Source organism: Bacillus sp. NPDC093026 (assembly GCF_044754665.1).
GTDB classification, from domain to species: domain Bacteria; phylum Bacillota; class Bacilli; order Bacillales; family Bacillaceae; genus Bacillus; species Bacillus maqinnsis.
This window is the reverse complement of sequence record NZ_JBIVPN010000006.1, coordinates 91699-105558: the sequence shown is the minus strand read 5'-3', so window position 1 is coordinate 105558 and position 13860 is coordinate 91699. Positions and strand designations below refer to the sequence as shown.

At 41.4% G+C, this 13860-nt stretch carries 13 protein-coding genes and 1 pseudogene; 8 read left to right on the top strand and 6 right to left on the bottom strand.

All coding sequences use genetic code 11. The annotated features are described in order from the left end of the window. Window positions 1-174: 174 nt before the first annotated feature. The gene (gene gabR, locus ACIQCE_RS13450) at window positions 175-1599 is read right to left on the bottom strand and encodes a MocR-like transcriptional regulator GabR (protein ID WP_400495434.1); all 1425 of its coding nucleotides are present in this window, start codon (window positions 1597-1599) and stop codon (window positions 175-177) included. A gap of 107 nt (window positions 1600-1706) precedes the next feature. On the opposite strand from gabR, the gene gabT reads away from it, so the two are divergent. The 3 genes and pseudogenes from gabT to ACIQCE_RS13435 all read left to right on the top strand — a co-directional run bounded on the left by gabT (window position 1707) and on the right by ACIQCE_RS13435 (window position 4798). Further along, window positions 1707-3023, top strand: a complete 1317-nt coding sequence (gene gabT / locus ACIQCE_RS13445) for a 4-aminobutyrate--2-oxoglutarate transaminase (protein ID WP_400495432.1) — start codon at window positions 1707-1709, stop codon at window positions 3021-3023. Window positions 3024-3053: 30 nt separating this feature from the next. Beyond that, a pseudogene (locus ACIQCE_RS13440) lies at window positions 3054-3262 on the top strand (amino acid permease); the annotation flags it as partial. Between the two features lie 141 nt (window positions 3263-3403). Then, complete coding sequence (locus tag ACIQCE_RS13435; RefSeq protein ID WP_400495431.1) at window positions 3404-4798, top strand: NAD-dependent succinate-semialdehyde dehydrogenase; 1395 nt, start codon at window positions 3404-3406, stop codon at window positions 4796-4798. Window positions 4799-4853: 55 nt separating this feature from the next. Here the strand turns inward: ACIQCE_RS13435 and ACIQCE_RS13430 are convergent, their stop codons facing one another. The 3 genes from ACIQCE_RS13430 to ACIQCE_RS13420 form a co-directional block, all read right to left on the bottom strand. Next, on the bottom strand, window positions 4854-5444 hold the full coding sequence (locus ACIQCE_RS13430; protein WP_400495430.1) for an NAD(P)H-dependent oxidoreductase: 591 nt from the start codon (window positions 5442-5444) through the stop codon (window positions 4854-4856). Window positions 5445-5576: 132 nt separating this feature from the next. Then, window positions 5577-6194: a YcnI family copper-binding membrane protein gene (locus tag ACIQCE_RS13425; protein WP_400495429.1), complete on the bottom strand. Its 618-nt coding sequence runs from the start codon at window positions 6192-6194 to the stop codon at window positions 5577-5579. 16 nt (window positions 6195-6210) lie between these two features. Continuing rightward, window positions 6211-7845: a copper resistance CopC/CopD family protein gene (locus ACIQCE_RS13420; protein ID WP_400495428.1), complete on the bottom strand. Its 1635-nt coding sequence runs from the start codon at window positions 7843-7845 to the stop codon at window positions 6211-6213. Window positions 7846-8337: 492 nt separating this feature from the next. Between ACIQCE_RS13420 and ACIQCE_RS13415 the strand changes: the two genes are divergently transcribed. From ACIQCE_RS13415 to ACIQCE_RS13405, 3 genes are all read left to right on the top strand, one after another. Next, complete coding sequence (locus ACIQCE_RS13415) at window positions 8338-9780, top strand: PTS mannitol transporter subunit IIBC (protein WP_400495427.1); 1443 nt, start codon at window positions 8338-8340, stop codon at window positions 9778-9780. Window positions 9781-9876: 96 nt separating this feature from the next. Continuing rightward, window positions 9877-10311 (top strand): PTS mannitol transporter subunit IIA, encoded by a 435-nt coding sequence (locus tag ACIQCE_RS13410; RefSeq protein ID WP_400495425.1) that lies wholly within the window; start codon window positions 9877-9879, stop codon window positions 10309-10311. A gap of 1 nt (window position 10312) precedes the next feature. Further along, entirely contained in the window at window positions 10313-11434 is a 1122-nt protein-coding gene (locus ACIQCE_RS13405; protein WP_400495424.1) for a mannitol-1-phosphate 5-dehydrogenase, read from the top strand. A 182-nt stretch (window positions 11435-11616) separates the two neighbouring features. Here ACIQCE_RS13405 and ACIQCE_RS13400 read toward each other — a convergent pair whose 3' ends face one another. Both ACIQCE_RS13400 and ACIQCE_RS13395 read right to left on the bottom strand, forming a co-directional pair. Then, on the bottom strand, window positions 11617-11910 hold the full coding sequence (locus tag ACIQCE_RS13400) for a DUF5316 family protein (protein WP_400495423.1): 294 nt from the start codon (window positions 11908-11910) through the stop codon (window positions 11617-11619). Window positions 11911-11939: 29 nt separating this feature from the next. Next, a complete protein-coding gene (locus tag ACIQCE_RS13395; protein ID WP_400495422.1) occupies window positions 11940-12317 on the bottom strand; it encodes a VOC family protein in 378 nt (125 codons plus the stop codon). A gap of 183 nt (window positions 12318-12500) precedes the next feature. On the opposite strand from ACIQCE_RS13395, the gene ACIQCE_RS13390 reads away from it, so the two are divergent. Beyond that, a complete protein-coding gene (locus tag ACIQCE_RS13390) occupies window positions 12501-12767 on the top strand; it encodes an excalibur calcium-binding domain-containing protein (protein WP_400495421.1) in 267 nt (88 codons plus the stop codon). Between the two features lie 171 nt (window positions 12768-12938). Next, the gene (locus ACIQCE_RS13385; protein WP_400495420.1) at window positions 12939-13694 is read left to right on the top strand and encodes a Cof-type HAD-IIB family hydrolase; all 756 of its coding nucleotides are present in this window, start codon (window positions 12939-12941) and stop codon (window positions 13692-13694) included. Window positions 13695-13860 lie beyond the last annotated feature (166 nt).

The window sequence follows — 13860 nt, the reverse complement described above, 5'->3', positions numbered from 1 at the left end:
ACGAAAAAACCCCTGGCTGTTTGACAGGAGTTAAATGGCATTTTAGCGCTTTGTCATTGACTTATCCTTTTTGATTTGACCATTTCATTTACTGAAAAGTCCCTTTTTTCAAGGCAGATGCCGTGCCATCTTGGAAATGACTTGTTGCTGTTTCCTTAAATCGTATCTCCTTTTTTATTCCCCATAAATCGCATTATACAGCCGCTTCACTGCTGGCTGAATGTCTTCCGGTCGCATATGAGAGAAGCCAAGAACAAGTGGAACAAAGCCTTCTTTATGACCAGGCATGTCTTCACTCAAGGCAAAACGAGCCATTCCGTACATTTTCAACTTTCTTTGTTTGGCACGCTGCAAGATCTCATGCTGGGTTCGGTCTGAGCGAAATTCAGCGACAAAATGAAGTCCGGCATTTTCACCAATAATCCGCACGTCTCTGGCAAAGACTGTTTCCAGCTCTCCAATGAGTTGCTTCCGCTTTTCCTCATATAATCCATTCATTCTTTTAATATGCCGCTGATATGCGCCGTCTTTGATAAAGTAAAGAAGCGTATATTGGGTAAATAAATTGGCTGTTTGGATCAAGAAATGTTGCTTCTCTTTATATTGTCTTAATAAGTGCTGTGGCAGCACCATATAGCTGAGGCGCAAGCCAGGAAGCAGTGATTTTGAGAAGGTTCCCATATAAATGACTTTGTCGTACCGGTCAAGACTTTGCAGAGCCGGAATGCTGTCTGTCCCATATTTAAATTCACTGTCATAATCATCTTCAATGATATATCGATCTGGCTGATCAGCCGCCCAGTTTAATAGCTGGATTCTCCGTGAGATCGGCATGATCACTCCTGTTGGGAACTGATGGGAGGGTGTGATGATCAACACATTCGGTCGTTTTCTGTGAATGTCGTTCATGCGCACACCTTTCTGATCAATTCCGATCGTTTCAATTCGGTAATGATTGTTTTTCAGCATTTGATATAGCCGGCGATAACCGGGGTTTTCTAACCCGTATACTTTGTCAGTTGGAAGAATGCTAGATAACGAATGAATGAGCGATTGTGTGCCTGCGCTTAAAATGAGCTGTTCGGGATAGCATTTGACCCCTCTAGCAAGTCCGATCAATCGGGCAATGGTTTCCCTTAATTCATAAACCCCTTGCGGATGCGGAAGTTCACTAAATGCTTCTTGATGAAGGCTGATCGCCTTTTGCTCACATTTCAGCCAGCTTTTAAAAGGAAAGTTTGCCGTATCAACAGAGATGTGTGAAAAAGAATACCAGTCGTCTCGTGAAAGGGGCTCTTCCTTTAAGTCTTCTGGAAGGGAGGAAGGCTTCAACTGGTCCGATTCATGAAACGTTTCAATTGATTCTACAAAAAAACCTTTCCTCTCAACAGAATATAAATATCCCTCTGCTAACAATTGCTGATAGGCGCCATTGACAGAATTCACACTGACCTTTAAAGAATTCGCTAATTCTCGTTTAGAAGGTAATTGATCATGTGGCAGCAGATTTCGATTTAAGATTTCGTCCTTAATCTTCGTATAAATCTGATGATAAATAAATCCGTTTTCCCTTGTTTGATCTAGCTGAATCGTCAGCATGTGTTCATCCATCCTCTCTGGTACCATCAAATAATTGATATTGGTACTTTCTATCATACCAAAAAATATTCAGAATAATAAGAAACACATAAAGGGGATGGATGACAATGAGTCAAACGACAACAAACCGTTTTTCAACAGAGGAATGGCAGGAAAAAAGAGACCAATACATCGCAAGAGGCGTAAGCAATGGCAACCGTCATCTTGCAGCGAAAGGAAAGGGAGCCGAGCTTTTCGATATTGATGGGAATCGATTTATTGATTTTGCAGGTGCCATTGGTACACTAAATGTAGGACATTCACATCCAAAGGTTGTGGAAGCAGTCAAGGCACAGGCAGACAATCTGATTCACCCAGGGTTTAACGTCATGATGTACGAATCTTATATCGAACTGGCGGAAAAGCTGTGCCACTTGACGCCAGGAGACCATGAAAAGAAAGCGATTTTCTTAAATTCAGGGGCAGAAGCCGTTGAAAATGCTGTGAAAATTGCACGTAAATATACAAAGAGGCAAGCGGTTGTTTCTTTTACACGAGGCTTCCATGGGAGAACAAACATGACAATGAGTATGACGAGTAAAGTCAAGCCTTATAAGTTTGGCTTTGGACCATTCGCATCAGAAGTCTATCAAGCACCTTACCCTTATTATTATCAAAAGCCTGAAGGATTAAGTGATGAAGCGTATGACGATTACATCATTGATCAATTCAATCAATTCTTTATCGCTACGGTTGCACCTGAAACGGTTGCTTGTGTGGTCATGGAACCAGTCCAAGGGGAGGGCGGGTTCATTGTTCCATCCAAGCGATTTGTTCAGCATGTGGCATCTTTCTGTCAACAGCATGGGATCATATTTGTCGCTGATGAAATTCAGACAGGCTTTGCAAGAACAGGAAAATATTTTGCGATTGAGCACTTTGATGTTGTTCCAGATTTAATCACGGTTTCTAAATCTCTTGCAGCAGGTTTACCGTTAAGCGGAGTCATTGGTAGAAAGGAATTGCTTGATGCAGCAGCTCCGGGAGAATTAGGGGGAACATATGCAGGAAGCCCGTTAGGATGTGTCGCGGCACTTGCAGTTCTTGATATCATTGAAACAGAACAATTAAATGAGCGGTCTGAACATATTGGACAAGCCATTGAGGACAAGGCGAATGAATGGAAAAAGGCTTATCCGTTCATTGGAGAAGTCCGTAGATTAGGGGCAATGGCTGCCATTGAAATTGTAGAAGATCACACAACACGTACACCAGATAAGAAAAAGGCCGCAGCGATTGCAACATATGCAAATGATCATGGGCTGCTTTTATTAACGGCAGGGATTAACGGGAATATTATTCGTTTCTTAACACCACTTGTCATCACTGATGAGCTGCTACAAGAAGGACTAGGCATTATCGAGGACGCCTTCAAAGTGCTCTAAACAACAAAGGGGGATGGTTGTACGAAAACCATGTCGCAGTCTGACGTACTGTTTTTGTCCATGGATGCGATGCTTGGCTGGGGTTGGTTGTACTTTCGGAAGGTTGGATGTTAACAGCAGGATTTTTAGGCAGTGTCATTGCCTTTATTATAGGATGCATTCTTGTTATCTTTATTGGACCCACGTATGCCGAGCTTTCGTCTGCTATTCCAGAGACAGGTAGAGAATTCGTGTTTGTCTAGCGGGCTTTTAAAATGAAATCGGCTTTTATCTCGGCATCTCTTTAACATAGCCAACTGAATGGGTTTTGCTTTTAGGTTGGCTACTCATTGGGTATATACTATATGTAATGAATCCAAGAACGAAGGAGAAGGTAGAGCATGACAAACGAACTCAAAGTGTATAATCCAGCAACGGGCGAGGAAATTGCCTCTGTTGCCCAGCATACAAAAGAACAAATTGAAGAGGCAATTGTACGCTCGCATCATGCGTTCAAAACATGGGGTAAAACATCAGCACATGAACGTGCAAATATCATTCGCAAATGGTTTGATCTCATGATTGAACATAAAGAAAGGCTTGCGAAAATCATTACGGAAGAAAATGGGAAGCCGTATCAAGAAGCGTTAGGGGAAATCATATATGCAGCTGGATATATTGAGTGGTATGCAGAGGAAGCAAAGCGTATCTACGGTCGCACCATTCCGTCTCATACGACGAATAAACGTCTTCTCGTGACAAAACAACCAGTAGGTCCTGTCGCAGCGATTACACCATGGAATTTCCCAGCAGCGATGATCACGAGAAAAGCAGCGCCCGCACTTGCAGCAGGCTGTACCTTTATAGTCAAACCTGCTGAAGACACACCGCTGACAGCGATTGAACTCGTGAAATTAGGTCATGAAGCCGGTATTCCAGAGGATGCGCTGCAATGGGTTATTGGAGATGGGAAAGAAGTTGGTGAAATGTTTACAGATAGTCCGTTGATTCGCAAGATCACATTTACTGGCTCAACACCAGTCGGGAAGCACCTCATAAAAAATAGTGCCAGTACGGTCAAGCATGTATCAATGGAGCTTGGCGGTCATGCCCCGCTTATTGTAGACAAGGATGCAAATCTTGAGTTGGCTGTGAAACAGGCAGTGGCATCCAAATTTCGAAATGCAGGTCAGACATGTGTCTGTGCCAACCGAATCATTGTGCATGAAGACATTCATGACGCATTTGTAAAGCAATTCAGCAAAGAGGTGGAACAACTGAAGGTTGGAAATGGCTTTGATGAAGGCACGTCCATCGGCCCAATTATTAACAAGCGTGGATTTGACAAGATTGTCGATCAAATTCAAGATGCGGTAGATAAAGGAGCGAAAATTATCGTTGGTGGAGAAACGAATTACGATGATGAGAAATCTTATTATTTTGTACAGCCAACGGTTCTCACGCAGGTTAATCCTTCAATGAACATTATGCATGAGGAAACATTTGGCCCAGTGGCCCCGATTACGACTTTTAACACATTAGATGAAGCCATTGAGCTTGCCAACGATACACCTTTTGGACTTGCGGCGTACTTCTTTACTGAAAATTACCGGAATGGACTCTACATCTCTGAACATCTCGATTACGGAATTATCGGCTGGAATGATGGCGGTCCATCGGCAGTTCAAGCACCTTTTGGCGGAATGAAGGAGAGTGGAATTGGTCGTGAAGGTGGCATTGAAGGCATTGAACCATATTTAGAAACAAAATATGTATCCATCGGTTTAGATGGGTAATCAATATAATAGGTTTGTTAGACTGCCCGAGATGTCTCGGCAGTCTTTTTTCATGTTAGACAGCTGGAGGGAACAGTTGATCAACAGTCTCTCTCGTCTCTTGGAGAATTTCATGGATGTAATCAGCAGATGCTCGATCAATACTGCCAAATAAAAGGCGTTCAACAGGTTCGACGCCAATAAATTGAAAGACTTCCGTATCAGTCGTCATATGGAGGTTCGTGGCGACACTGTTTGTATGATGGACGTTCTTTGGGGCATCATGCGTGTTAATGATCACGCCTTTTTTATGATGAAGCAGACTCTCAATACCGTGCTCTGTTACACGATACGCAAACCCTTCTGAAAAGACAAGTTCTACGTAGTCTTTTAAAATGGTCGGCAGACCTGTCCACCATATTGGAAAGATAAATGTGAGGACATCCGCTTCTTTGATGAGCATCTGTTCTAATTGAATAGCTTCCGGCATATCACCTGTTTTCATGGCAATCTTTTCTTCTTTGGTGATTCCTGGCTGAAAGTTGAGTGAATATAAATCTCTAACGGTCACTTGATGACCATTATTTAAAAGGGTGCTGACAACAAGGTCTAATATGGTTTGGTTTAAGCTTTGCCGGGGATGAGCAAATATCACAAGGTGGTTCATTTTAAATCCTCCTAAATGGTCGTGTTTTTATTATGGCATGCACCTTCATCCTATTCAATCCTATATTGGAAATGATAGGTTGGGAAAATAAAAAGCTATCGTTTTGGAAAACGATAGCTGATGGTACATGATTTATTTCTTTCTTAAAGCGAGTCCAAGGGCAATAAGTGCCACGACAAGGCCTGTGATGGAAAGACCAAGAACAAGAGGGGAGGAGGAAGAAGTCGCTGTTTCCTTTGATGCCTGTTCTTCTTTTGGTTTTTCTTGACCATGTGAATCCGTTACAGTATTGGTTGCTTCAATGTTTGTGATGGAATGAGGTTTGTCAGCATCTTTATCGCCAGTCCATTCAACGACTGTTCCATCTTTATAATATTGGTACGCATCCCATTTTGCTTCACCAGCTTTATCAGGGTTTTTTGCCACAAATAAAAATTGCTGGAACTGACCGGCAAGTATACCATCACCCTTTGCTTCCCAAGTAACTCTTGTGACCTTGCCGTTTTTCTCTTCGGTTGTCGTTTTCCAGCCAGGTACTGGCTCGTATTGTTGGAATTCAACACCTTTAGGCATTGTGACGACAACCTTTGTTGTCGGGCTGTCACTTTCTGATGGTACTTTTAACGTATAGGTCTCCCAAGCATTTGTAGCAGATGTGTCAGGCTTGACGGTTACGTGTGCACTGACAGGAATGGCAATTAAAAATGAAGCGACAAGCATCGGTAATAAAGCTTTTACGTATCTTTTCATTTGATATGAGCTCCTTTTAATTTTTTCTAATAAATGTTGTATCAATGTTTTCAAAGGAACCTGTTAATGCATGGATGTCAATTTTCCAAGTTCCTTTTTCATTTAATAAGAGATTTTCAGCAGAGAAATGTCCATTCTTTAATCGTTTCAGTTGAAATTCACTGGGTTTAGGTTCTCCAAACAACGCAACTTTATGGATGGTTGCTGTCACCGATTGAATGTCTGTGATCGTTTGTCCGTCCTTCTTCGTAAATGCAACTTCAAACGTGTTTTTACCAGGTGCATTCGGCGTGATGCTCAATGAAACAATGTCATGATGCTCGATTTGATTTGCCCCAAAAAATGGCTCTGGTGCAGGCGGAGGAGGAGTAGGAATATTGGTAAACACAGCCGTTATGAACAAAATGGCCATACCAATGATCCATTCCGCCCGCAAGGAGACGTGTCGTTTCTTCTCTTTTCCCCATCTCAGCATCAAGTAATGGATCAGTCCAAGAAGGCCCATGATGATAAATAAACCAAGCTTGATGAAAAATGTGCGTCCATAGGCTGATTGGAAAAGCGCATCAAACGATTGCAAAATAAAAATGGCATTCACAAATCCTGAAAACACAATGAGCCCGACTGAGACCAGCGCCCACGGATGAAAGGCTGAAAGTGTACTGCGTATGAGCGGCTGATCTTCATTCGGCAGCTTCTTGATTAAAAGCAGCACAATGGCAGTTAATCCGCCGACCCAAATGGATGCAGAGACGAGATGGATGAAATCAAGTGACGTTGTTAATATTTTATTATCTGTAGCTGCTGGATGACCGATTTGTGCTTTCAGCCAAAGTAACAGAGCAAAAACGAGCAGCGGAAACAGCCATATCCGAAAAGAGGTAAAGTTCCCTTTCCTCATTGCCACGATACTCCATATGGTAAGAAGCACAAACGACACCATCAACATTATCCATAGGCTCCCGCCAGAAGTAGAAGCAATGGTTTCTTGTAAAAGAGACGGCTGAAATGCCTTCCAAATGGACACATTTGCGGCAGATTTAGTTTGAATGGGCAGTTGAAAAACGAGTGCTCCGCCCATCATGATCAGTGATAACGTCATCATCCATTTCATTCGTTTTGCCAATAAGACTGAAATCTTCGATTGAAACCAAAAGAGTCCAAACAAGATCGTTCCTAAGAATAAACTAAACGACGTATAAAGAAAGGCTTTGTCAATTGTAGAGGCCACATCAATGGATTCATTGGATGGACCTTGATCTAACTGGTTAAATCCCCCGTCCGCTTTTCCAATACTAAATGGAATCATCCCTGATACAGAGTGTCCATCCGCTGATACGGCATTCCACTGAATGGTGTAAATCCCTTTCGGTAAGCCTCTTTTTAATGAAGCTTCCATCATTTTTTGGTCTTTAATGACCGTATCTCCATTGTCAACACGATCACCTTTTGAATTGAGAACCTTAATGGCATGAAAACCGCTTTCGATCCCTTCACTAAATGTGATAGAGACTACAGGAGGCTGTTTCTGAAGCTCTTCATTTGCCGCTGGATTCGAGCTCACCACGTATGCATGGGCGAATGCTTCCTTCGGTATAAAAAAAGTGAGCATAAGCGTCAGAAACAGCAACCACTTGCTATATTTCAACAATGTCAATAACCGCCTTTCTACCTATGACAATTTCTCATGTATTAGAAAGAAAGCGGCAGTAAACTGTGAAGTCACAGAAAAACCGCTCTTCCTATTGTGCCGCCCACTCTAAAAGGTAAACGGAACAACAAGCAAGATGGTTCACTTTTCCTGTGTGTTGTCTGCGCAGACTTTTCTTCAATTGATAGGTTTGATCAATATAAGACTATTCGATTTGGTATAGAGAAACAAGAAGTGCACATTTGAAAGTTGTGAAATTCCAATGAATTTTGCTTTAAAAAGACGACTGATCAGCCTTTTGATATATCATAAGAAGAATTCACATCATTTTTCAATTTTGTCACACACTAAATGACAAAGTGATATTTAGTTTCAATTGAAGGGGAAGTGGAAGCGCTTTACGATAGATGTAAGGGCTCGACTGAAACAGTTCTTATATCTTTTGACTTATAAAGCCCTGAATAAAGGGAAAGAAGAAAGGAGTTTTTACAGATGCAGGATAATAACGGTTTCCGCGTAAAAGTTCAGCGCTTTGGAAGCTATTTAAGCGGTATGATTATGCCGAATATTGGTGCATTTATCGCTTGGGGACTGATTACAGCTTTGTTCATTCCAAGTGGCTACATTCCGAATGAACAATTAAATACATTGGTTGGACCAATGATCAACTACTTACTGCCATTATTAATCGGTTATACAGGCGGTAAACTCGTGTATGATCACCGAGGCGGAGTACTCGGTGCAACTGCTACAATTGGGGTCATTGTCGGTTCGGATATTCCAATGTTCTTAGGCGCTATGATCATGGGGCCGCTTGGCGGATATCTCATTAAAAAGATTGATCAACTGTTCAAAGATCGAATCAAGTCAGGCTTTGAAATGCTTGTAAACAACTTTACAGCAGGAATTCTTGGAGCCATCCTTGTCGTCATTGCTTTCTACGGAATTGGTCCAGTGGTACTTGGTCTGAATAAAGTACTCGCCGCTGGTGTGGATGTTATTGTAAATGCACATCTGCTTCCGCTAGCAAGTATTTTCATTGAACCTGCCAAGGTGTTGTTCCTAAACAATGCAATTAATCAAGGAATTTTAAGCCCATTAGGTGTGGAGCAAGCAGCGAAGACAGGTCAGTCAATTCTGTTTTTGCTTGAAACGAACCCAGGACCAGGTCTAGGAGTGCTACTGGCATATATGTTTTTTGGTAGAGGGAATGCGAAGCAATCTGCACCTGGTGCCATTATCATTCAATTCTTAGGTGGGATTCATGAGATTTACTTTCCGTACATCTTAATGAAGCCAAAGCTCATTTTGGCTGTCATTGCAGGTGGAGCAAGTGGTGTTCTGACCTTTACGTTACTCAATGCAGGTTTAAAGGCTGTGCCATCACCGGGAAGTATCATTGCATTAATGGTCATGTCACCAAAAGGTGGTCATCTAGCTGTTCTGGCAGGGGTGATTGTAGCAGCCGCTGTATCATTCCTAGTCGCTGCTGTTATTTTGAAGTCTTCAAAAGCGGAAGAAGAGGATTTAACAGCTGCAACAGAAAAAATGCAAGACATGAAAGGGAAGAAAAGTGCAGCTACTGCGGCTTTAACAGCACAAAAGAAAGAAGCTGAAGCAAACGAGCAAGCAGGAGAGCCAAGTGATGTGAAAGCGGAAGAAGTGAACAAAATCATCTTTGCCTGTGATGCGGGGATGGGTTCAAGTGCAATGGGCGCTTCCATCTTAAAGAACAAAGTCAAAAAGGCAGGGCTTGATATAGATGTCACAAACACGTCTATCAGCAACATCCCAGATGATGCCGATGTAGTCTTTACACATAAAGATTTAACAGACCGAGCAAAGGCAAAACTGCCAGGAGCGGTTCATATTTCAGTTGATAATTTCTTGAACAGCCCGAAATACGATGAGCTGATAGAGAAATTGAAAAAATAACATGACGAAACGGGTTGAGTTCAATTTTTCCTCATTGAACTCCCCGTTTTGGTTGTTTTCCTGATTTATCATTCTAAAAAAGGTGTGTGATCATTCATGAAACAAGTACTTTCAAAAGATAATATTTTTCTAAACGAACAAGTAAATTCAAAAGAAGAAGCCATTAAAAAAGCAGGGGAAGTCCTAGTGGCAAACGGTTATGTGACAAGCGATTATGTCGACAAAATGTTTGAAAGAGAACACATCTCTTCTACATTTATGGGCAACGGCATTGCGATTCCTCATGGAACAGAGGATGCCAAAGCCGCAGTCCTTCATTCTGGCATTTCAATTATTCAGATTCCAAATGGCGTTGAATATGGAGATGGAAATGTAGCCAAAGTCGTATTTGGTATCGCTGGAAAAAACAACGAACACCTCGATATTCTTTCTCAAATTGCGATTGTATGTTCAGAAGAAGAAAATGTAGAACGTATCATTCATGCAAAAGATAAGGATGAACTAATCGCCATTTTTAACGAGGTGAACTAATTTGAAGGCACTTCATTTTGGAGCAGGGAATATTGGCAGAGGATTTATCGGATCTTTATTGAAAAAATCGGGCTTTGAGCTTGTGTTTACAGATGTAAATGAAGCGGTAATCCATGAACTGAATGAAAGAGGAGAATACACAGTTGAGCTCGCAGCACCAGGGCAGGAAAAAGAGGTGGTGGGTCCTGTTTCAGCGATCAATTCCGCACAAAATCCAGCGGCATTAACAGAGGCCATTGCAACAGCCGATTTGATTACAACAGCTGTTGGACCAGCCGTATTGAAGATCATTGCTTCATCTATTGCTAAAGGATTAAAACAAAAAAAGCCTGACCATATCATCAACATTGTTGCGTGTGAAAATATGATTGGAGGCAGCTCTCATTTAAAAGAAGCCGTCTTCTCTCATTTAACAGCAGATGAACAAGAAGCGCTGTCACGAACAGTTGGTTTTCCAAACGCTGCTGTTGACCGCATTGTTCCCATACAGCATCACGAAGATATCCTCAAAGTATCGGTTGAGCCATTTTTTGAATGGGTCATTGATGAGACAGGCTTTATTGGTGAAGTTCCTCGGATTGACGGAGCAACCTTTGTGAAAGACTTGACGCCGTATATTGAACGCAAGCTGTTCACAGTTAACACAGGACATGCGCTTGCTGCATATGTAGGCTATCAACAAGGAGCCAAGACAATCAAAGAAGCAGTCGATACACCTGAAATTCGACAGATCGTAGAAGGAGCGCTTCATGAAACAGGCAGCTATTTAATCGAAGCCTATGGTTTTCAAAAAGAAGAGCATGATGCGTATATTCAAAAAATCATTAAGCGCTTTGAAAATGCCTTTATTTCAGATGATGTGACCCGCGTGGCACGGTCTCCTCTCAGAAAGCTTGGAGCAGACGACCGCTTAATCGGTCCAGCTAAAAAAATCAAGCATCCTGTGTATTTAATCAAAGGCATTGCAGCGGCTTTGGCATATGACTTTTCAGAAGACGAAGAAGCTGTTCGCTTGCAAGCCTTAAAAAAAGAAAAAGGCATTGAAGGTGTGTTACGTGAGGTCTGTGGGCTCTCGCCAAATGACGACCTCTATCAAGCCATTCTCAAAGAGGCGAATCATTAATCAAAAAATCCCTTTCCATTTGCGAAAGGGATTTTTTTTTGGCTTTTCATACTTTTTCCTACATTGAAGGTATATCTTAAGTGAAAAAGTGAATTTTTGGAATTCCAGCTAGTACGAATATGTTGAGAAATCCAATATCATGATGACAAAAATGCATATCGTCTGCTTCTTTCCATCAAGTTTTAAATGACAATATATAACATTTCCGCAGTTATATGCGGTAGAGCAAAGAGGATAAGAAGGAGAGCCGTATCCAGCCGCCACGCACGGTGTGCACTCGTTTCAGAATGATATGTCGCTCTTGTTTCTTGTCCATTGAGAAATGCGCCTAGTAACAATCCCGACATCAAGATGCCGATAATGGATATGCCTCCACTAATCATGAAAATCCACTCCTGATGTTGCAGAATAAAAGCAACGATGCTTACAGTAAGCATTGAGCCAGTACCGACGATAAACGCATATTTATTTCTCATCTCAACACTCCTTTAAACGATAAATAGAATCAGGTAATCGCATCACAAATTTCGATAAAGTGTCCATCTGGATCTGACACATAAGCCAATGTTTGTCCCCATGGCTTCTTCATAGGCTCTTTGATCAATTGTACCCCTGTTTCCTTTAATGCCGCAACCGTTTGATCAACATCATCCACTACAAACCCGATTTCAAACGTTTGAGAGGAGGTATCGATCTCTCGAACAGGTAAACCAAGTGTTTCTCTCACATCTTGACGTGAATTGATGGATAAAGTCACTTCACCTGTGTCAAATTCAACATAGGATTCAACCCTTAGTTTAATAGGGAAACCAAGTAAATCTTGATAGAAATGAATGCTTGCCTCAACGTCGTTTACATATAAAATGGTATATTTCATTTTCATATGAAAAGCTCCTCTCTTTATAATACGTGTCAAAAAAGGTGGTATTTCCCATCTATCTTACCATATAGGATATAAGATATATTTGATTCCAAAAAATAATATTTTTACCTATATAATCTTGAAAAACAAAAAGTGGTGAAATATGATAGAAATGTAAAAATAGAAAAAATAGGGGGTTAAAAAATGTTGAAAAAAATCATGGGGGCTGTTCTATCTTTCGGTCTTTTACTCAGCTTTACCCAAGTGGACATTCACACAGCGGATGCGAAGACAGGCAAGTATAAGAACTGCAAAGCGCTCAACAAGGTGTATAAAGGCGGAGTAGCGAAAAGCAAAAACACGAGAAACAAAGGCGGGAAAACAAAGTACAAGCCATATGTATCAAAAGCACTTTATGAAAAAAATAAAAGACTCGACCGTGATAAAGACGGGATCGCATGTGAACGCTAAGAAAAGCTGACAAAGGGCTAAAATGGTTTTTATTCTAGCCCTTTGTCAACAATCTGAAAAGACCTGTGACAGGTCTTTTTTTATGGGACAAAACTCGTTCTTTGTGCCATCTCCACCTTTATATTAAAATAAAAGTAGATTTAAAAAAAGATACAAAGTGGGGTACTCAATTTGTCAACACAAACTGATAAGAAAGACATCCGATTGATTGCCATTGACATGGATGGCACGCTGTTAAACAGTGAACACGTCATTCCAGAGGAAAATAAACAAGCGATTCAAGAAGCAGAGGCGAAAGGGGTTCATGTGGTCATTAGCACAGGACGTACGCTAATGACATGCCGAGAGCTTGTGGAGCCGCTCAAACTCTCTTCATATCTGATTACAGCGAACGGCAGTGAAATTTGGGACTCATCTTTTCAACTCATTGAACGTGAGCTTCTGCATCCTGATCATGTTCAGATGATGTGGGATTTAAAAAATACGTACGAAACAGATTACTGGGCTGCCACTGTAGAAAAAGTGTGGAGAGGCGAATTTCCAGAACGAATTCATGACCATGAATGGTTGAAATTTGGTTTTGATATTCATGATGATGACGTTCGAGAACAAGTGTTAAGCAAACTAAAAACAAATAAACACCTAGAGATTACAAATTCAAGTCCAACCAATATTGAAGTGAATGCAGCAGGAATTAACAAAGCGGCTGCTCTTGCAAAGGTAGCGGAACGTATTGGCTGTACGATGGACAACGTAATGTCTCTTGGAGATAGCCTGAATGATATGGCGATGATTAAAGAAGCAGGGTTAGGGATCGCCATGGGGAATGCTCAAGAAGCGGTGAAAGAAGCGGCTGACTGGATCACAGCACCCAATACAGAGCAAGGTGTAGCGAAGGCCATTCATCATTGGGTGTTATCTCAATAGAAAAGGAACAGCGAGCGAGAGGGTCACCACCTCTCGCTTTTTTCAATTCTCCTAGTTCTATTGGTTTGTTTTCTGACAATTTAATGTGTAGTCTATCCAAAGTTGGTATAATCAATAGAAAATTCAATATTCGAACTTTGTGTTTCGTTATTCGGAACAATGGGGG

Excerpts from the sequence above, each read along its gene's own strand:
- gabR (WP_400495434.1), bottom strand. The coding sequence starts at position 1,599 with ATGCTGACGATTCAGCTAGATCAAACAAGGGAAAACGGATTTATTTAT.
- ACIQCE_RS13430 (WP_400495430.1), bottom strand. The coding sequence starts at position 5,444 with ATGAACCACCTTGTGATATTTGCTCATCCCCGGCAAAGCTTAAACCAA.
- gabT (WP_400495432.1), top strand. The coding sequence starts at position 1,707 with ATGAGTCAAACGACAACAAACCGTTTTTCAACAGAGGAATGGCAGGAA.
- ACIQCE_RS13410 (WP_400495425.1), top strand. The coding sequence starts at position 9,877 with ATGAAACAAGTACTTTCAAAAGATAATATTTTTCTAAACGAACAAGTA.
- ACIQCE_RS13425 (WP_400495429.1), bottom strand. The coding sequence starts at position 6,194 with ATGAAAAGATACGTAAAAGCTTTATTACCGATGCTTGTCGCTTCATTT.
- ACIQCE_RS13390 (WP_400495421.1), top strand. The coding sequence starts at position 12,501 with ATGTTGAAAAAAATCATGGGGGCTGTTCTATCTTTCGGTCTTTTACTC.
- ACIQCE_RS13395 (WP_400495422.1), bottom strand. The coding sequence starts at position 12,317 with ATGAAAATGAAATATACCATTTTATATGTAAACGACGTTGAGGCAAGC.
- ACIQCE_RS13400 (WP_400495423.1), bottom strand. The coding sequence starts at position 11,910 with ATGAGAAATAAATATGCGTTTATCGTCGGTACTGGCTCAATGCTTACT.
- ACIQCE_RS13435 (WP_400495431.1), top strand. The coding sequence starts at position 3,404 with ATGACAAACGAACTCAAAGTGTATAATCCAGCAACGGGCGAGGAAATT.
- ACIQCE_RS13415 (WP_400495427.1), top strand. The coding sequence starts at position 8,338 with ATGCAGGATAATAACGGTTTCCGCGTAAAAGTTCAGCGCTTTGGAAGC.